We start from the raw sequence: 17,545 nt of genomic DNA on the forward strand, positions 1-17,545 counted from the left end.
CTCTCCCCAGAGTTGTCAAGCGTTTTGCGAAAATATTTTAAAGTTTTTTTTGAAGCCATACACTGTAAGGGTTTCGGCCTGTCAGCACTGCTTGGGCCTCCGCTGGCTGATTCCTCTTTAGGGCAAGGGGCTGCTTCTTGACCCCCCAATAGGGTTTTTGGCCGGGGTCTCTGGCGCCAATCGGTAGAATATTTGCACATATAGATGTTCTATATAGAGATGGTCTATATAGTGGATATGATCTATATATGTGTTCGATCGCCCGCTCATGAAAAAACCTGCTCCTCGCCCTAGTGCCTTGTTCGTTACCTGCGCTTCACTGCTGATGGCTTGCACTCAGACGAACACTCCCCAGACATCGACTACAGTATCTCCAGGTACTTCGCCATCTCCGGCAACTTCGCCACAGGGTTCGGCTGGGGGGAACTCTACCGCTATTCCCGTTGGGGTTGGGGTGGCGCAAACTAGCAATGTGGCTTTGCTCGGTCAGGAACAGGTGGCTGGGGCGAAAATTGCTGAGAAGTATTTCAACGATAAGGGCGGTGTGGATGGGACGCCGATTAAACTGGTGTTCCAAGATACGGGTGGAGATGAACAAGGGGCGATCAATGCCTTCAATACTCTGATCAATCAGGATAAGGTGGTGGGTATTGTGGGCCCTACTCTCTCGCAGCAGGCTTTTAGTGCCGATCCGATCGCCGATCGCGCAAAAATTCCCGTACTCGCACCATCCAACACCGCTAAAGGCATTCCCCAGATTGGCGATTATGTGGCCAGAGTCTCGGCGCCTGTCGCCGTGGTAGCACCTAATGCGGTTAAGGCTGCCCTGAAGCAAAATCCCAATATTAAGAAAGTAGCCGTGTTTTTTGCTCAGAATGATGCTTTTAGCAAATCTGAGACTGAAACTTTTCAGACAACGGTTAAAGATATGGGACTGGAATTGGCAACGGTTCAAAAATTCTTGACTACTGATACAGATTTCCAATCTCAAGCCACTAATGGGATAAATGTCAAGCCCGATTTGATAATTATTTCTGGGTTGGCCGCAGATGGAGGCAATTTAATTAAGCAGTTGCGGGAGTTGGGCTACAAAGGCGTTATCATTGGGGGCAACGGTCTGAATACTTCCAATGTATTTTCGGTTTGCAAGGCTCTTTGCGAGGGGGTTTTAATTGCCCAAGCATACAGCCCGGAATATCAGAATGAGATTAATAAGGCTTTTCGTGATGCTTATCGCGCTCAATTTAAGAAGGAACCGCCTCAGTTTAGCGCTCAAGCTTTTACTGGCGTACAAGTTTTTGTTGAGTCATTAAAAGAAATTAATGCTAAGTCGAAGGTTAGCCAAAAGCCTTTGGCAGAATTGCGTACAGATTTGAATCAGCAGTTGTTGAGTGGAAAATACGATACGCCTCTGGGGGAAATTTCTTTTACGCCGGAAGGTGAAATCAATCAGAAAGAGTTTTATGTGGCAAAGATAAAAATGGATGCTGATGGAAATAACGGTAAATTTGAGTTTTTGAAATGAAGTCAGAACACGGATTTTGACACGGATACACGGATGAGTTATTGAGTGTGACTCTGAAGCCACCCCCCTGCCCCCAAGGGGGGAAGTCAGAAGTCAGAGTAAAAATTGTATGTTTTTTGTTGTTGAATGATTTCGGTGTGAGGCTCAATTCTTAACTGGTGATGGACTTAACTCTGTTTCTGCAACAATTTTTGAATGGTTTGTCGATCGGCAGCGTGTATGCTATTTTTGCCCTGGGATACACCCTAGTGTTTTCTATTCTCGGAATTATTAATTTTGCTCACGGTGCAGTGTTTACTTTGGGTGCTTATTTCACTTATGCGCTGATGGGCGGTGCTTTTGGTTTTAACGGGTTGTTGGCTAATGCGAGAATTCCCGTACAGTTTCCTTTTGCTGTGGCACTAATTTTGGGCAGTACGCTGGCTGGTTTGGTGGGAGTAATTGTTGAAAGAGTTGCTTTTTTGCCTTTGCGCCGCAGACACTCAGATCCTCTGCTGACGGTGGTTTCTAGTTTGGGGGCGGCGGTGGCGATCGCCAATATCATTCAGTATCTTGTCGGTGCAGAGATTTACACTTTTCCTACTAATAGTTACGGGAATTTGCCTGCAGCTATTAACTTTGGTACGGCGGATAAACAGATTCCTATTCGCACTGTTCAAATAGTGATTTTTGGCGTAGCTATTGCGATTGTTAGTCTTCTAACTTACTTAATAAATTTTACTAAATTTGGCAAAGCAATGCAGGCGGTGGCTGAAGATGCTACTACTTCTAGTCTGTTGGGTATTGATACTGACAGATATATTGTTTTGACGTTTTTTGTGAGCAGTTTTCTGGCTGGTTTGGCGGGGAGTTTGGTGGGTTCTAGTGTTAGTATTGCTGGGCCGTATTTTGGGATTGCTTTTGGTTTGAAGGGTTTGGCGGTGATTGTGCTGGGTGGGTTGGGGAGTATTCCTGGGGCTGTTTTGGGTGGGTTTATAATTGGTTTGGTGGAGGCTTTTGTGCCTGGTGATTTTTCGGCTTATAAGGATGCTGTTGCTTTTGGCATATTGTTTATGATGCTATTGGTTAGACCGCAGGGTTTGTTTGGACGGCGTTTAATTCAGAAGGTGTAAGTTCGTTGCCCGGTTGATAATTCGGTGATTGAAATCAAATCGCTTAAAAGTCAAACTTTCGTCCCAGGAGAGGGGGACTGAGAAATAGAAGCGTTTGAGTCAAAAGGTGTAAGAGGTTTCGGATATTGAAATCGCTTATTGTCAAACTCTCGTCCCAGCAGAGGCGGACTAAGAAATAAAGAAAGTTATGACTGCATTTTTTACTACTTATGGGTTTCTGATTGTCTCGATGTTGCTGGGTGCAATGTTGGGAATGTCGCTGTATTTGCCTTTAATGACTGGACAGTTATCTCTGGCTAGCCCTGGTTTTTATGCTTTGGGTGGGTATATTGCGGCGATTTTGTCTACAACGGTGTTTCAACAGACAGAAGGTTTGTTTCCTCTGCCATTGCTGTTATTAGAGATGATAATTGCAGGGATTGTTTCGGGGTTGCTGGGGATTTTGGTGGGAATTCCGGCGCTGCGGTTAAGCGGGATTTATTTGGCAATCGCAACTATTGCTTTTGTGGAAATTTTGCGGGTTTTATCGCTAAATTTAGATATCACTGGCGGGGCTGTGGGCATTTTTGGGATTCCGCAACCGTTTGCGACGCCGATCGAATATTTGTGGATTGTACTACCTTTACTGTTGGTAAGTATGGCGATTGTCTACCGGCTGGAACGGATTCGGGTGGGGCGCGCTTTTGCTGCGATCCGCGCTGATGAGTTGGCGGCTGATGCGATCGGCATTAACCCAACTTTTTATAAGGTTTTGGCTTTCACGTTAGGTGCTGTTTTAGCTGGGGTTGTGGGTGCAGTTAGTGCCCATTTTCTGAATACTTGGAACGCCCGTCAAGGTACTTTTGATGCTAGTATTATTTACTTGACTTCTGTGTTGATTGGTGGTAGCCGAACTTTTTTGGGAGCAGTTTTGGGTGGGATGGTGTTTACTGCTTTACCGGAGGTTTTGAGGGGAATGGCGACTATTCAGGGATTGCCGGTTTGGTTGGCGCAATTTCTGCGGGATGGACGTTTAATTATTTTTGGATTGCTGATTGTGTTGGGGACGATATTTTTTCCGCAAGGTTTGGTGACGCCGGAGTTGTTGAAGAGGTTTAAAAAGGGCGATCGTACTTCTGTTTAAAATTTGATTTTTGCTTATGATGGCTACCAGTCACCTGTTTAACGTCTAGACCAAAAGTGCGATCGCCCGATCGGTGAAAAAAGATAAAGGGCGATCGCCAACTTTATGACTTAAAATAGAAGAAACAGTTTGAGTTTGAAATTTTTAATGCTATGTCTTACAGCGATTTCACTTCATTTGAGAAATTGATTCCTTTGGGAATTAGTCAGATTATAACTGTTGAGAAATTGGTTGATTTTGAGCCAATCGCTCCCAGCGCATTCTTGACTGAAGCCTTAAAGCGATTTGCACCGCTTGCTATTGCCATCAACACCGAAAAAGCTCGCTCTGAATATTTAATTGCTCCCATTTTAAGCGAAATTGTCACCTTTAACCCTCATGTTTCCTTATTTTCTGGTAAAAACTTTACAGCCGATCCCAGTTTGGGTTTGAATGGATTTGTTGATTTTTTACTCACTGCTAACTCTGACAAGCTGGCAATTAAGGCTCCTATTGTTACGGTAATTGAAGCTAAAAATGAAAATATTAATGAGGGTTTAGCACAATGTATTGCTACTATGTATGCGGCTTTTTTAGTCAACCGACGCGACCCTAAAATTGGTGATAAAACGGTTTACGGATCGGTTACTACAGGCCAAGTTTGGCGATTTTTGTCACTGACACCCAATCTGGAAATTGCTATAGATCTCAAAGACCGCTATCTTACTCCGATCGATGAACTTCTTGGTCTATTGAATGCTCTTCTAACACCTTAAGGGCGATCGGAACTGGTGTGATTTACCTTGGAGTCTGACCTAAAACTGTGAATTGATTCACAACGAACTAGCAAGAGTTATACAAACCTACTCTGAAGTAGAAATAAACCTCCGATCACAACATTGTAAAAACTAATTTACAGGCAAAACCTTCTTCTGTCAGTTCTTGACCTGGTTTCCAGTCGTAACTAATGGGATAATATCCTTCAAAAAAGTCAACATAATCATCGCTTTTGGCTTGAAGGATATAACTAACAGCAGTTGCCAAATCTGCCGAGCCTTGGGCAATTAAATTTGTAGTAGCTATTGTTACACCTCCGGTCGCTAAAGAAATAAGATTTAAGAGATTACTCAATTGACTATTTTTCACGGTGTTGGCAACCTCAGTCATTGTTTTGCCAAAATCGGATGTCTGTCTGTCACTTTCCCAAATCTGCATTCGCACATTGATCCCTCCAACAATTTTTCTTGAACCTAGCAAGTTAATTCCTACTCCTCCAAAAGTTCTTTCTTCTGAAACTTTTACAGAAAAAATACATTTTTGAGGATCGAAATTTCCCTTTGAATCAGGTGAAGGATATAAAACAGGAGGTTCACCACTCAAATCCCATACCCAAGCAACGAAATAAATATCGTTTTCAAACAGCTCGCCGACTCTTTTAGTAAATAGTTTTTCAATAAACCCTTCAAAATCCTTCTTCAAGGTAATTGATTTTAAAGCAAGTCCCCGTTGTTCATTGATTGATTCCGGGATCACCAGAGTAGGAGGTTGAATACTACGGTTTGCTTGCCGAACAAGCCTTACGTTATTTAGCCGACGGAGAGAGCCTGCATTAGCCATGTGTGCTATTGCATCTTCTTTAAAAGTTACAGAAAGATCGCCAAATGAACCCCGCTGAAGGATAGCCGCCATATTTCCTCCTTGTTTAACGCCTTACAAACAAATAAAGTGAGGATTACCCACCCTGCTGCTAACTAGCAATTGCAATTCATTTATACTTCACATATTCCCCTGTAACTTTGACCTTTGACCAACCTCGACCGACCCAACCTATTCCCTTTGGACTCCGTGCATACGTCCGAATCTTGATTGTTTGTGGAAACTTAATCCCTGTTCCTGATATGAGTTCGACAAAATTTTCATAAATTATCTCGTGCGTATTTTCCGATCCGTTGTCGGAAAGCCATTCCACCTTTACCTCATTTTGCTTAATTACGTGGTCAGCAGGAGCAGTGTTGGAAGTCCAATCAGACCAAGCATCATGCCTGGTGCCATCGAAATCAGTTTCTCTAGTAGACACTTCAGAGACAATTTCAAAACCAGCCATTGTCAGCTTCTCCTTTGTAACCTAAATAAAAATTGAATAACCCAAACTCGATCGCTCTGTAGGCGAAAAAAATGAGTTACATTACAGAAACTCAACTAAGATAATTTAGAAGTGGGATCGCAACTCGCCAAATAGTACAGTAAATATCTATCGCTAACTCCTGATGAGTCGGATTCGATCCACAGCAGCTTCTTCTAGCAAAGCTGCGTTTTATCCTTTTCCGTATCATAGACCGATCGCTCAAAACTGAAAAGAGAAAAAAGACGGAAAAAGACGGGTATTTCTAAAATTGGGATGTAAGGCGGATAAAGACGGATAAAGACGGATGAAGTCGGCTATACTAACTATAGTTCTCTGACAATCCTACTGATGGAAGCTGCCGACATTTTGAAATTTGTAGATGAAGTAGTCTGCGCGAAGACAGGCAAACGTCTAAATGACTTGCAGCGCGGAATTATCGAGGGAATACTGAAGCGACAAAAGTATTCTGATATTGCAAATACTTATGGTTGTACGGCGGGTCATGCTAAGGATGTAGGTTACGAGCTTTTGCATATGTTATCTGATGTTTTCGGCGAACCAGTGGATAAACGTAATCTTAAATCGGTCCTAAAACGGCAATCAACTATAAAGATTGCTTTAAATAATAGTAATAATATTGAGGGTAATAGCAACACCATTAACTATATCAATGGTTGCTCAGAACTACCCACTCCTACTCCAGATAAAAGTCAGCCTGCGACTCCTGACTACCTGGATGGCACTAATCAAGTTAAAATTGAAATGGTTGGTAAATTACGACAGTGGGGATTAAAGGATGAGCAAATTGCAGAGGTGTTAGGGTTAGCCTTGGAGGTCGTGAAGCAGATGGATTGAAAAAAATGAGTTTATTAAAAGTGTAGTAAGGGTTCATCAGCTCAATTGTTGTACGCTAACCGCATCTGTATTTCTGTAAGGAATTTCTGCTACCCCTTTTAAGTATGCTTTTAGCTGCTGTTTATCTGAGTGTGTCATTTTCTTGATATCATCCTTTTTTTACAATTTTACTAGATTTTTCATTTGAGCCATTTTTTCAGGGATTTGCCAAACTGAGATGCACCCTTTTTGGATTTTTGGATATTCGATCGCTCTTCTCAATGCAATCACTAACTTGGACCCATTGAGAAGAGCTTTGTATTGTTTTCAGGAAGCAGATAGAAAATGCTTAACCTTGATTTACTGCGCTGGGTTCCATGAACATAGTTTCCCAAATATGGCCATCTAAATCCTGAAAGCCATGACTATACATAAATCCGTAGTCTTGCGGTTCATTGTAGGTCGTTCCGCCAGCAGCAACTGCGTTGCGAATCATTTTATCCACTTCTTCTCTGCTCTGGGAAGACAAGCACACCAGCACTTCTGTACTCTTGGTGGCATCGCAAATTGGGTTGGGTGTAAATTCCTTGAACTTGGCTTCTGTCAAGAGCATGACGAAGATGTCTTCGCTCACAACCATACAAGTGGCCGTTTCGTCAGTAAATTGGGCGTTAAAACTGAATCCAAGTTTAGTAAAAAATTCGACAGACCGATCGAGATTTTTGACGGGTAAATTCACGAAAATTTTAGTAGCCATGTTTTCTCCTTTTTAACTTCGATCGCAAGGTGAAACATTAACGATTTTTCGCTAATGTTTGAATTGAAGGGTAAGACCTGTGAGCAAACTTGAAAGAGTTAGGTAGCTGGCTGGACATTAATCATCCACGGTGTGCCAAATCGATCGACAAGCATTCCAAAACGGGTAGACCAGAAGGTCTCTTGGAATGGCATCTTTACCGTTCCGTTTTCTGCCAATTTTTGAAAGATCCGCTCCGCTTCGACCCGATCGTCAAATTGAAGATTCACAGAGAATCCCTGTGGTTTTTTAAAGCCATCGGGTGGAGTGTCAGAACCCATCAATACCATTCCACCAACAGTTAAGTTGGCGTGCATGATTCGATCGCGCTGTTCGGAGGGAATTTCCTCAGACATGGGCGCATCCCCATAGGTCATCATCCCGTCGATTTTGCCACCTAAACACTGTTCGTAGAATTTAAATGCAGCTTTGCATTCACCGTCAAAAAAGAGATAAATATTCGATTGCATCATGTACTCCTTTGGTTAATAGTCGATCGAGCAATCTATTCACGGGAAATGATGTGGCTGCCGGACGAAAAGTTAGGCAGTATTTATGCCCTCAAGAACGCTTGAGTTGTTCTGCCCCCGCCCGAATGCGTTCTTCCTGTTCCCTGAGTTCGGGCGTCAAGCATTCGCCGAAGTCCTCTGCTGCAAAGATCGGGCGAATTTCGATCTCGGATTCTCCTGGCATCGGGTTGGGGCAGCGTTTGACCCAGGCGATGGCTTCCTCCATCGACTGCACTTGCCAGATCCAGTATCCGGCAATCAGTTCTTTTGTCTCTGTGAACGGCCCGTCAATCACGCTCCGATTTGTGCCTGAAAACGTCACCCGCGCTCCTTTTGAGCTGGGATGTAGCCCTTCGCCAGCGAGCATAATTCCCGCCTTGACCAATGCTTCGTTGTACTGCCCCATTTCCGTCAGAAGCTGTTCGCTGGGCATGACGCCTGCCTCTGAGTCTTGGGTAGCTTTGACTAGAACTATGACTTTCATCGTGAAATCTCCTTTTGTTTATGGTTGTTGAGCTGGGCTAAGGTGCGATCGAGAAAACGGCTTTAGACGTTTCTGGATCGAAGGGGACAGAGCAATGCTCGTGCACAATCTGCCATCTGCCCTGCTTCCGCTGGCACGCAGAGGTGATTCGCATCCACATCTGCGCCGCTGGGTGATCTTTTGGCATCCCTGTGAAGTGAAAAAGCCAGTGCGCGATCGCTACATCACCGCTAACGGTGAGGCTGAGGTCTCGCATCTCAATCCCGAAGGAGTCTGGGAAGCAAGGCAGGCACGCCTCCCACGTCCGTCGAAATTCATCTGCACCTTTGGTTTGGAACGGCGGTATTGCATCGAAAATAATCACATCTTGGGCGTAGTGCGCCATGATGCGATCGAGGTCTTTGGCGCAGATGGCACTGGCCGTATCTGCGATGATTTGTCGAATCAGGGCTTCGTCTTGTGTTTTGGTGGTTTCAGTTGTCACAGTCATCGTGGTTTCTCCTTCTTGATGTCGATTGGTTTTCCGGGCGCAGATTGAAAACTGCTAACCCTTGCTCTACCATCTAGTCGAATAGAGGTGCGCGCGATCGACAAGTTGAACATTTTTTCTGGAAAAGTTTGTCCGTGCGGATGTGAAAGTTTGCGTTGAGCGGTATTGACGGCAACTACTGGTCTGATGGCAAGCCCGACAGTTCCACGATCGGGCGAATTTCAACCGTACCTTTACTGGCGCTTGGTATGCGTGCTGCGATCGCGATCGCTTCGTCAAGATCCTTGGCATCGATCAGAAAGTAGCCGCCGAGTTGTTCGCGCGTCTCCGCAAACGGCCCATCGGTGACAAGTTTTTTGCCGTCACGCACTCGAATACTGGTTGCTGTGGCGATCGAGTGTAGCGGCGAAGCACCCAAATATTGACCGTTCGCTTGCAGTTCTTGGGTTAGCTGCAAAGACTTTGCGTAGCATTGCTGCAGCTCGCTTTCAGTCCAGGCATTTTCGTCGCTGTAAATCAGCAATATGTATTTCATCGTTACTCCAAAATTCGATCTGAGATAGTCGCCTTCATTTAGTAGTCGTGCGGCGAGGCTGCAAATCGACAGCAAAGCAAAAATTTTTTTCAGCCTAACTCGCGAAGGCGTTTTTCGAGAAAACGACGCTCTGGTTCCTGTTTCACGATCGCCAGCGCCTTTTGGTAGGATTCTCTGGCATCAGCGGTTCTGCCCAGCCGCCGACACAAATCGGCTCGCGCGGAGTGTGCCAGATGGTAGTCTGCCAAATCGCCACGCGCTAATATTTGGTCGATCGATTGCAGTCCCGCTAAGGGGCCATCGCGCATTGCCACTGCCACCGCTCGATTTAAGGCAACAACCGGCGACGGCTCTAATTGCACGAGCAGGTCGTATAAGCCCACAATCTGCGCCCAGTCCGTTGCAGCAGCACTCTGGGCCTCGGAATGCACCGCTGAGATCGCAGCCTGAAGCGTGTACGAACCAAACCGTCCTGATGATAGCGATTGCTGCACCAGTAACCTGCCTTCAGAAATTTGTGCTTGATTCCAGAGCGATCGATCTTGGTCTTCTAGAAGGATGAGGTCGCCTGTGGAGGAAGTGCGTGCGGTGCGCCGCGATTCTTGCAGCAGCATCAGCGCCAGGAGTCCAATCACCTCGGAGTCTGGCAACAGTTCTATTACCAGCCGTCCCAAACGGATCGCTTCGTCAGCGAGATCGGCCCGCGTCAGCGATCTGCCAGATGAGGCCGCGTACCCTTCGTTAAACACCAGGTAGATCGTTTGAAGCACGGTGTCCAATCGATCGGGCAAATCGGTTTTCGACGGCACTTGATAAGGAATCCGTGCGTCGCGGATCTTCGCCTTGGCCCGCACGATCCGCTGCGCCAACGTGGGGGGAGCAATCAGGAAGGCGCTGGCAATTTCCTCGGTACTGAGTCCGCAGACTTCCCGCAGCGTCAACGCCACCTGAGCTTCTGGCGACAGGGCCGGGTGACAGCAAGTGAAAATCAAGCGCAGGCGATCGTCCTCAACGTCCTCGTCATCCTCGATTGTGGTGTCACTCGGATCGAGTTGTTGAGCGAGTTCTGCCAAGTGCGTATCAAAGCGGGCGCGACGGCGGATGGTGTCGATCGCTTTAAAGCGACCCACTGAAACAAGCCACGATCGCGGGTTAGCGGGAATGCCGTCACGGGGCCATTGCGCTAGGGCCACAGCGAAGGCTTCGTGCATCGCCTCTTGGGCGCGATCGAAGTCGCCGAGCAAGCGGATCAGGGTGGCTAAAACGCGGCGCGACTCGGACCGGTACACAGCTTCCACCTGCTGACGGATTTGATTGGCTGCTGTCTCATTCATAAACCCTTCACAAAACAAAAATATATTATCGGCCGTGCCGCAGAGTACGGTGCTCCCATTGCGCCCGTGCAATCCGCCAATCGACCTCGCTCCAACCGCGATCGGACATCCATGATGACCCTGGGCGGGTAGCAACCACCTCTGCTCCTATCCACTGGGCCAACCGAGCAATCCGGGTATTTGCACTCACGGTAGACCCGCAGATCGCCTTCAGATCGAGTTCCGTGAACCCAAAGTCGAGCAGCGCACGCCCCACCTCGATCGCGTAGGCATATCGCCCCCAATAGGCTGGCGCCAGTTCAAGACCAAAGTCCATCTCGCCAGTTTCAGACAATTTTCCCCGCAGTCCACAGCAACCGACAAGCGCGTAAGGTTCGTGTCGTTGTACGATCGCCAGTTGGTAATTGAGTCGAGGGCGATCGCCAGCCCATGCCTGAAACATCTCGAATAGACGTGCGGCACGGTCGGGACTAGACCGATCGGGTTCGTAAAATGTCTGGTTGCGCGGATCGGCTTGATACTCCAAGAATGGCGATCGGTCGGAATCTACAAAGTCACGCAGCAGAAATCTTTTGGTTACAATCTTTATCATAACTTACAACTTTAATTATGGGCAATTAAACAAACATCATATTCTGCCAAATCTTAATAGTTTTGTCACTGCTGCCGCTAGCCAAAAACCCTCCTTCCTGGCTAAAATTAACGGAATAAACAGAGTTATTATGACCTGCAATATTACAGATTTCTTGACCGTCTTTCACTCGCCAAATCTTGATAGTTTGATTGCTGCTGCTAGCCAGAATCTCGCCATCGGGACTAAAAGCAATAGAATCAACATACCAAGAATGTCCTGTGATAGTTAAAACTTCTTGCCAATCTTTGACCCACCAAATCTTAATAGTATTGTCATGGCTGCCGCTAGCCAAAAACTCTCCATTTGGACTAAAAGCTATGCAGCGAACCGAGTCTGTATGACCTGTAATTGTGCGAAGTACCTTCCCATCTTTAACTCGCCAAATTTTGACTGTTCTGTCCCAACTGCTGCTAGCAAGAGTTTCTCCATCAGGGCTAAAAGCAACAAAATAAACTAAATTGGTGTGACCCGCAAGGGTGCGAATTTCTTGCCCGTCTTTGACTCGCCAAATCTTGATTGTTTGGTCCCAACTGCTGCTAGCAATAATTTCGCCATCGGGACTGAAAGCTGCGCCGTAAACTGAGTTACTGTGACCGATCAGGGTGCGGATTTCTTGTCCATCTTTCATCCGCCAAAGTTTGACAGTTTTGTCGTGGCTGCTGCTGGCTAGCATCTGTCCATCCGGGCTGAAGGCTACTGTATAAACCGAGTTAGCGTGTCCTGGGAGGGTGACAATTTCTTGCCCGTCTTCAACTCCCCACAGCTTGATTGTTTTGTCATCGCTGCCGCTGGCTACAACTTCTCCGTTGGGGCTGAAAGCCACAGAGTAAATTAAGTTCTTGTGACCTGTGAGGGTGTGAAGACATTGCCAGTTATAGGTTTGCTGTTGGGGCTGGGCGGGAGTTTTTCCTGGTTTAACTAACTTGGAATTTGTTTGAGGAATTGCTAGATCGATCGCAACTTGGGGATTAATTTCTTTTAATACTTCAACAGCCGTTTGATAGCGGCGGTTGGTAGCATTTTCAATCATTTTGTCTAAAATTTTACCGAGTTGTTCACTCACCTGGTTGTTGGCCAAATACTGCCGCCATATCCAGGCATCTTCACCAGGATCGAACAGGTCAAAAGGGGAAACTTGAGTTAGCAAATACAAACAAGTTACGCCTAAACTGTACAAATCGCTGGTAAAAAATGCTTTGCCTCTAGCTTGTTCGGGGGCGATGTATTCGGGGCTGCCGATGCTGGTTCCTGTTTTGAGTAATGCTGTACCTGTGGCAATTTTTGCGGCGCCAAAGTCTACTAAAACTAATTGTTTGTCGGCGCGGCGGATGATGTTTCCGGGTTTGATGTCTCGGTGAATAACGTTGTGGGAATGGATGAAGTGAAGGACGGGTAATAAGCTATTGAGTAAGTCTTGAATTTGATTTTCTGTAAATGTGCCTTCTGTTTCTACAATTTGTGCTAAATTTTGCCCGTCGATAAATTCTTGGACTACATATTGTCTGCTATCTTGGATGGAATAGGCTAATAGTTCGGGAATTTGAGGGTGTTTGCCCAATTCGTCTAATCGCATTGCTTCTTGTTCAAAAAGTTCGGCTGCTTTTTTGCTGTTGCGATTGCTTGCTGATGGGATGAGTTGGATTTCTGGGGGTAAAAATTGTTTGATGACGCAGCGAGGTTTTGAGGGTTTATCTTCGTCAACGGCGAGGAATGTTCTACCAAAACCGCCTTGTCCGATCGCCTTTATAGCCCGGTAGCGATCGCGCAGCAGCAGTTTTGAACGGCAATTCCTGCAAATTTTGGCTGCGGGAGGGTTTTGTGGCTTGGAACAGTTGGGGTTTAGGCAGTAACTCATTCGATTTTAGATTTTAGATTTTAGATTTTAGATTTGGGATTTGGGATTTGGGAGTACGGATTTTAGATTTTATGTTTTTGAATATTTGCACTAGACCGTAAATATTATAGCAATCCTAAATCATTTGTGAATTTCTTACTCCCTCCCCGAACTCGCGGGGAGGGTTGGGGTGGGGTAAAAAATTTACCACTCATTTAGGAGTGCTATATACCTCTTGCCCGACTCCATAAAATTTATAGGACTTATTATCAGAGAGGTTTTACGCGCTACTTATAGGGGTAAGGTGCGCGCTAATAGCGCACCCTACATATAGAGGTTTTGCTACTCCTGAATTAACTCTTTTAAAAATTCCACATAACGGGGTTATCGTCTAAATGATCGGTGACGGTGCGCCCGATCGCGTCAATTTCTTTTAATTCCTCTTCACTCAATTTTACCTCAGCAGCTTTAGCATTTTCGGCTGCTTGTTCGCCGTCGCGCGCCCCGACAATTGCATTTGTTTGTGGCTGGGAAATCAACCAAGCTAAAGCTAAATTTCCTAAGCTTGTCTGGTGGCGATCGGCAATTGGTCTGAGTTGATTTAATGCTGTTTGCACTCGGGCGTAATTTTCTTTGATGAACAGCTTATTTTTGGCGCGGTGGTCGCCTTCTTCAAACTTGTGTTCTGGCCCGAATTTACCTGTCAATATTCCTTGAGCTAGAGATGAATAGGCAAGAATTGAGATATGATTGTCCACACAATAGGACATAGCATCTTTTTCTACCCAGCGCCAAAACAGAGAATAGGGCGGTTGCAAGCTGTCGATGCGTCCGTATTGGGCCGCTTCTTCTATTTGAACCCGGGAGAAGTTGGAAACGCCGATCGCCCGAATTTTTCCCTGTTCTTTTAACTTGTTCAGGGCGTCCATTGTTTCTGCAATTGGCACTAACTCGGAATTCCAACTGCCGGCGGGCCAGTGGATTTGGTAAAGGTCGATATAATCGGTGTTGAGGTTTTTTAGCGATCGATCGCAGGCTTCGATTAACAAATCGGGTTTCAAGTGGTTGGCGAAAACTTTGCTAGCATAAACTACTTGCGATCGCACATCTGAAAGTGCTTGACCGATAATTTGTTCCGAATGCCCTTCTCCATAGACCTCAGCCGTATCAAAGGTGGTAATACCTGCCTCAAAAGCGGCGCGCATTGCTTTGACAGTTTCAGCATCCTCAATTCCCACCCACATCCGCTTCCCAGCTTGCCAAGTCCCCATAATTATCGGGGTAATCTGAATTTCTGATGTCCCCAATTGTCGCTTTTCCATAACCTAAGTCCTCATTGAAATTTTTAGTATTCAGCCTCAAGCCATCTAATTTTAACAGAAGAAAGTTGCTGTACTTGCTTGAGACTACCGATTTTGTTACTATTGTTAAAACAAGACTAAACTCCTATGAAATCAACTACTCGCGCACTGAAAGAATGGAATGTAGCAGTTAATGCTTTGGAACAAGGCCAAACGATTGTGCTGTTGCGGAAGGGAGGAATTCGCGAACAAGCAGGACAGTTCAATGTCAATGACAAACAGGTTTTGCTGTATCCCACTTTTGAACACCAACAGCCTGATTTATTAAAACCGGATTTTGCGAGTCAGGTAAAAACTGTAGAATCTGGTTGGCATCCGGAAATTATTAGAATTGGCAGTTGGGCTGAGATTACCGATGTTTTTTTGGTAGCTTGGGAACCAGCAATTACCGCGCTGTTTCCTTACCATATTTGGAATGAAAAATTTGTCAGCGATCGCCTGAAATGGAAACAAAATCAGCCAATTTATATTTTATTGCTGCGGGCTTATCGCCTGGGAGAAACCAGAGAAATTCCGTACATTCCTGAATACGGCGGTTGCCGTTCTTGGATCGATTTGGCAGATCCTATTTCGCTGGAGGGAAGCCAAGCTGTTTTGAGTGATGGAGAGTACATTGCACGATCGAATGAAATCCGCAATCTGATCGCGAATCCTCCCAATGGTTCTGGTTTGCAGAAAGTCACAACGCTGAAGGGTTGAATTTTCCGCGCATCTAATATCAATTCCGGTTGCACCGGAATTATAGTTGACTGTTGACTGTTGACTGTTAACTGTCAGTCGAAAAACTGAATGATAGTTGAGTATTGACTGTAGATTCGATTTTACAATTCCGATACTAGCGGAGTTGATATAACTTGTTGAAAATAGATAGAATGTATCAACACTTCGGACAGTTTCAGGGCTTACGCATAAGCGCTTATTCCCGGTTTTTACGAAAATTTGCAACGAGGAACGATAAATATATAGCGATCCTAAATCATTTGTGAATTTCTTACTCCCTCCCCTTAATAAGGGGAGGGCTGGGGTGGGGTAAAAAATTTACGACTCCTGCAAGGATTGCTATAGGAAGAAACCGGGTTTGATCGGTCAGCTGGCGTAAGTCACCTAAAATGAAGCATCCAGACGCTACAGAATGGCTGGTGTGAAATCGCGATCGATCTTCAGAAAAAGGTTTGCTATCAGTCAGATTAAAATTTTATCCGCCAATTTTGTAGTGAGGAATTTAGTCATCATTAAGAGTTTTTAATGTACTTTTCGAGAGGCGCGCTTCTACGAAACCCAGCCCAAAATCCGCAGCTAATGCCATCAAAGCTGCCGGAATTGCCCCAGCCAAAAGTAACTGATTGTTGACTGTAGCAACGCCCCGAAAAATAAATACCCCCAAGCCGCCGGCACCAATTGCAGCCGCAATAGTTGCCAGTCCGATCGCAATTACTGTGGCCACTCGCACGCCCGCCAGAATCACGCCCAAGGCCAGGGGAATTTCCACTTGCCATAACAGTTGCAGATCCGTCATTCCCATGCCTATTCCGGCTTGCGTAATCGCCGGATCGACGCCGACAATACCGGTATAAGTATTGCGGATAATAGGCAGTAAAGAATACAGAGTGAGGGCGATAATTGCCGTGTTATCGCCTATTCCACCCACTACCGGCACCGGGATTAGCAAGCCAAACAAAGCTAAACTGGGAATTGTTTGCATAATATTAGCAAATCCCAAAATGGGCTTTTTCAATTTTGGTTTTCTAGTGACTAAAATTCCGAGGGGAATCCCCACACTAATAGCGATAAAAATTGCAACAGTTACTAAATATAAGTGCTCCGTCGCGCGCTGAATTATCTCAGCGCCATAGCGGTTGATAAAATTTATCATCGGGTAATTGGTTATTCGTGATTGCTGTCAATCTTATAAATCATTTTGCATTTCAGGACTTGGTTCACCAGGATAGAAGCGAGAGTCCAGAATTGCCTCTAAGCTGTAAAGGCCGTTTTGAGGAAATGTTTTGAGAGGTAAAGACTGTGCATCGTTTGATTATCAGCTTAGTTACTAAAACAATAGTATCAAACTTTTGCTAAAATCCTTCAAATCTAGCTACTTGCAAACATTCAAGAAATGCGCGAGCTTCTGGATGCTGAGATTTTAGAAAATCATCGGGCGATCCCAATTCAACCAACCGTCCGTCTTGCATCAAACCAATTCTAGAAGCTAACAAAAAAGCTTCTTGAATGCCGTGAGTCACAAAAATCACAGTTTTGCCCAGTTGCTGCTGCAATTGACCGAATTCCCGCTGCAATTCCAGACGAGTAATGGGGTCTAAAGCACCAAACGGTTCGTCCATTAACAGCACCGGAGGGTCAGCCGCCAGTGCTCTAGCGACGCCTACCCGCTGCCGCTGTCCCCCGGATAACTGATGGGGATAGCGTTTGGCGAAGTGCTGGGGATCGAGGTTGACTAATTCTAACAGTTGGCGGACGCGAGATTGAATGCGATCGCCCTCCCAGCCTTCCAATTTCGGCACTAAACCGACGTTTTGCTCGACGGTAAAATGGGGAAATAAACCGATTTCTTGAATCACATAGCCAATTTTTCGGCGCAGTTGAATTGGCTTCCACTGAGTTGTGGGTTTTCCCATGACAAGAACTTCGCCGCTGCTTGGCGTTAGTAAATTGTTAATCAATTTCATGGTAGTAGTTTTGCCACTCCCACTTCGTCCCAGCAATACTAAAACTTCTCCTTGCAGCACTTTGAAATTGAGTTTGTCTACTAAATGCCTGCGGTTCATGCGATATGTAACCTCAAGGCATTCGACAGCAAATTCATTATTGAGAGGCATTATTAGTTTCGGTGATGTTGGTTTTCAGGAACTTTA

At 45.5% G+C, this 17,545-nt stretch carries 19 protein-coding genes; 6 read left to right on the forward strand and 13 right to left on the reverse strand.

Features of this window, described 5'->3' with window-relative positions:
- Positions 1 to 268: 268 nt before the first annotated feature.
- From QUB61_RS18395 to QUB61_RS18410, 4 genes are all read left to right on the forward strand, one after another.
- A complete protein-coding gene (locus QUB61_RS18395; protein WP_333127106.1) occupies positions 269 to 1,525 on the forward strand; it encodes an ABC transporter substrate-binding protein in 1,257 nt (418 codons plus the stop codon).
- A gap of 161 nt (positions 1,526 to 1,686) precedes the next feature.
- The gene (locus QUB61_RS18400; protein WP_333127118.1) at positions 1,687 to 2,637 is read left to right on the forward strand and encodes a branched-chain amino acid ABC transporter permease; all 951 of its coding nucleotides are present in this window, start codon (positions 1,687 to 1,689) and stop codon (positions 2,635 to 2,637) included.
- Between the two features lie 187 nt (positions 2,638 to 2,824).
- Positions 2,825 to 3,760 carry a branched-chain amino acid ABC transporter permease gene (locus QUB61_RS18405; protein WP_333127104.1) on the forward strand — a complete coding sequence of 312 codons (936 nt, stop codon included), beginning with the start codon at positions 2,825 to 2,827 and terminating at the stop codon, positions 3,758 to 3,760.
- Positions 3,761 to 3,912: 152 nt separating this feature from the next.
- Positions 3,913 to 4,515 carry a hypothetical protein gene (locus QUB61_RS18410; protein ID WP_333127102.1) on the forward strand — a complete coding sequence of 201 codons (603 nt, stop codon included), beginning with the start codon at positions 3,913 to 3,915 and terminating at the stop codon, positions 4,513 to 4,515.
- A 115-nt stretch (positions 4,516 to 4,630) separates the two neighbouring features.
- On the opposite strand, the gene QUB61_RS18415 is transcribed toward QUB61_RS18410, so the two are convergent.
- Positions 4,631 to 5,428, reverse strand: coding sequence for a hypothetical protein (locus QUB61_RS18415; RefSeq protein WP_333127100.1), 798 nt, complete (start codon positions 5,426 to 5,428; stop codon positions 4,631 to 4,633).
- Between the two features lie 76 nt (positions 5,429 to 5,504).
- Positions 5,505 to 5,843 (reverse strand): hypothetical protein, encoded by a 339-nt coding sequence (locus QUB61_RS18420; protein ID WP_333127098.1) that lies wholly within the window; start codon positions 5,841 to 5,843, stop codon positions 5,505 to 5,507.
- A 369-nt stretch (positions 5,844 to 6,212) separates the two neighbouring features.
- On the opposite strand from QUB61_RS18420, the gene QUB61_RS18425 reads away from it, so the two are divergent.
- Complete coding sequence (locus QUB61_RS18425) at positions 6,213 to 6,719, forward strand: hypothetical protein (protein ID WP_333127097.1); 507 nt, start codon at positions 6,213 to 6,215, stop codon at positions 6,717 to 6,719.
- 328 nt (positions 6,720 to 7,047) lie between these two features.
- Here QUB61_RS18425 and QUB61_RS18430 read toward each other — a convergent pair whose 3' ends face one another.
- From QUB61_RS18430 to QUB61_RS18470, 9 genes are all read right to left on the reverse strand, one after another.
- Positions 7,048 to 7,455 carry a VOC family protein gene (locus tag QUB61_RS18430; protein ID WP_333127095.1) on the reverse strand — a complete coding sequence of 136 codons (408 nt, stop codon included), beginning with the start codon at positions 7,453 to 7,455 and terminating at the stop codon, positions 7,048 to 7,050.
- Between the two features lie 98 nt (positions 7,456 to 7,553).
- Complete coding sequence (locus QUB61_RS18435) at positions 7,554 to 7,967, reverse strand: VOC family protein (RefSeq protein WP_333127093.1); 414 nt, start codon at positions 7,965 to 7,967, stop codon at positions 7,554 to 7,556.
- Between the two features lie 88 nt (positions 7,968 to 8,055).
- Positions 8,056 to 8,487, reverse strand: coding sequence for a YciI family protein (locus QUB61_RS18440; protein WP_333127091.1), 432 nt, complete (start codon positions 8,485 to 8,487; stop codon positions 8,056 to 8,058).
- A 37-nt stretch (positions 8,488 to 8,524) separates the two neighbouring features.
- Positions 8,525 to 8,977 carry a nuclear transport factor 2 family protein gene (locus QUB61_RS18445; RefSeq protein ID WP_333127088.1) on the reverse strand — a complete coding sequence of 151 codons (453 nt, stop codon included), beginning with the start codon at positions 8,975 to 8,977 and terminating at the stop codon, positions 8,525 to 8,527.
- Between the two features lie 175 nt (positions 8,978 to 9,152).
- Positions 9,153 to 9,512 (reverse strand): YciI family protein, encoded by a 360-nt coding sequence (locus QUB61_RS18450; protein WP_333127087.1) that lies wholly within the window; start codon positions 9,510 to 9,512, stop codon positions 9,153 to 9,155.
- An 89-nt stretch (positions 9,513 to 9,601) separates the two neighbouring features.
- Positions 9,602 to 10,846: an RNA polymerase sigma factor gene (locus QUB61_RS18455; protein WP_333127085.1), complete on the reverse strand. Its 1,245-nt coding sequence runs from the start codon at positions 10,844 to 10,846 to the stop codon at positions 9,602 to 9,604.
- Positions 10,847 to 10,871: 25 nt separating this feature from the next.
- Entirely contained in the window at positions 10,872 to 11,438 is a 567-nt protein-coding gene (locus tag QUB61_RS18460) for a GNAT family N-acetyltransferase (protein ID WP_333127082.1), read from the reverse strand.
- 25 nt (positions 11,439 to 11,463) lie between these two features.
- Entirely contained in the window at positions 11,464 to 13,335 is a 1,872-nt protein-coding gene (locus tag QUB61_RS18465; RefSeq protein WP_333127080.1) for a serine/threonine-protein kinase, read from the reverse strand.
- 341 nt (positions 13,336 to 13,676) lie between these two features.
- Complete coding sequence (locus tag QUB61_RS18470) at positions 13,677 to 14,636, reverse strand: aldo/keto reductase (RefSeq protein WP_333127078.1); 960 nt, start codon at positions 14,634 to 14,636, stop codon at positions 13,677 to 13,679.
- Positions 14,637 to 14,762: 126 nt separating this feature from the next.
- Between QUB61_RS18470 and QUB61_RS18475 the strand changes: the two genes are divergently transcribed.
- A complete protein-coding gene (locus tag QUB61_RS18475; protein ID WP_333127076.1) occupies positions 14,763 to 15,374 on the forward strand; it encodes a DUF1802 family protein in 612 nt (203 codons plus the stop codon).
- 523 nt (positions 15,375 to 15,897) lie between these two features.
- Here the strand turns inward: QUB61_RS18475 and QUB61_RS18480 are convergent.
- The gene (locus QUB61_RS18480) at positions 15,898 to 16,548 is read right to left on the reverse strand and encodes an ABC transporter permease (protein WP_333127074.1); all 651 of its coding nucleotides are present in this window, start codon (positions 16,546 to 16,548) and stop codon (positions 15,898 to 15,900) included.
- A 199-nt stretch (positions 16,549 to 16,747) separates the two neighbouring features.
- Positions 16,748 to 17,509, reverse strand: coding sequence for an ATP-binding cassette domain-containing protein (locus tag QUB61_RS18485; protein WP_333127071.1), 762 nt, complete (start codon positions 17,507 to 17,509; stop codon positions 16,748 to 16,750).
- Between the last annotated feature and the right edge of the window lie 36 nt (positions 17,510 to 17,545).

This window comes from Microcoleus sp. C2D2, from assembly GCF_036702495.1.
In the GTDB taxonomy this organism is placed as follows: Bacteria; Cyanobacteriota; Cyanobacteriia; order Cyanobacteriales; family Microcoleaceae; genus Microcoleus.

Bases quoted from the DNA above. Each gene is read 5' to 3' on its own strand.
- QUB61_RS18450 (WP_333127087.1), bottom strand. From the start codon at position 9,512: ATGAAATACATATTGCTGATTTACAGCGACGAAAATGCCTGGACTGAA.
- QUB61_RS18415 (WP_333127100.1), bottom strand. From the start codon at position 5,428: ATGGCGGCTATCCTTCAGCGGGGTTCATTTGGCGATCTTTCTGTAACT.
- QUB61_RS18470 (WP_333127078.1), bottom strand. From the start codon at position 14,636: ATGGAAAAGCGACAATTGGGGACATCAGAAATTCAGATTACCCCGATA.
- QUB61_RS18445 (WP_333127088.1), bottom strand. From the start codon at position 8,977: ATGACTGTGACAACTGAAACCACCAAAACACAAGACGAAGCCCTGATT.
- QUB61_RS18455 (WP_333127085.1), bottom strand. From the start codon at position 10,846: ATGAATGAGACAGCAGCCAATCAAATCCGTCAGCAGGTGGAAGCTGTG.
- QUB61_RS18460 (WP_333127082.1), bottom strand. From the start codon at position 11,438: ATGATAAAGATTGTAACCAAAAGATTTCTGCTGCGTGACTTTGTAGAT.
- QUB61_RS18485 (WP_333127071.1), bottom strand. From the start codon at position 17,509: ATGCCTCTCAATAATGAATTTGCTGTCGAATGCCTTGAGGTTACATAT.
- QUB61_RS18420 (WP_333127098.1), bottom strand. From the start codon at position 5,843: ATGGCTGGTTTTGAAATTGTCTCTGAAGTGTCTACTAGAGAAACTGAT.
- QUB61_RS18430 (WP_333127095.1), bottom strand. From the start codon at position 7,455: ATGGCTACTAAAATTTTCGTGAATTTACCCGTCAAAAATCTCGATCGG.
- QUB61_RS18395 (WP_333127106.1), top strand. From the start codon at position 269: ATGAAAAAACCTGCTCCTCGCCCTAGTGCCTTGTTCGTTACCTGCGCT.
- QUB61_RS18435 (WP_333127093.1), bottom strand. From the start codon at position 7,967: ATGATGCAATCGAATATTTATCTCTTTTTTGACGGTGAATGCAAAGCT.
- QUB61_RS18405 (WP_333127104.1), top strand. From the start codon at position 2,825: ATGACTGCATTTTTTACTACTTATGGGTTTCTGATTGTCTCGATGTTG.
- QUB61_RS18400 (WP_333127118.1), top strand. From the start codon at position 1,687: ATGGACTTAACTCTGTTTCTGCAACAATTTTTGAATGGTTTGTCGATC.
- QUB61_RS18440 (WP_333127091.1), bottom strand. From the start codon at position 8,487: ATGAAAGTCATAGTTCTAGTCAAAGCTACCCAAGACTCAGAGGCAGGC.
- QUB61_RS18475 (WP_333127076.1), top strand. From the start codon at position 14,763: ATGAAATCAACTACTCGCGCACTGAAAGAATGGAATGTAGCAGTTAAT.
- QUB61_RS18480 (WP_333127074.1), bottom strand. From the start codon at position 16,548: ATGATAAATTTTATCAACCGCTATGGCGCTGAGATAATTCAGCGCGCG.
- QUB61_RS18410 (WP_333127102.1), top strand. From the start codon at position 3,913: ATGTCTTACAGCGATTTCACTTCATTTGAGAAATTGATTCCTTTGGGA.
- QUB61_RS18425 (WP_333127097.1), top strand. From the start codon at position 6,213: ATGGAAGCTGCCGACATTTTGAAATTTGTAGATGAAGTAGTCTGCGCG.
- QUB61_RS18465 (WP_333127080.1), bottom strand. From the start codon at position 13,335: ATGAGTTACTGCCTAAACCCCAACTGTTCCAAGCCACAAAACCCTCCC.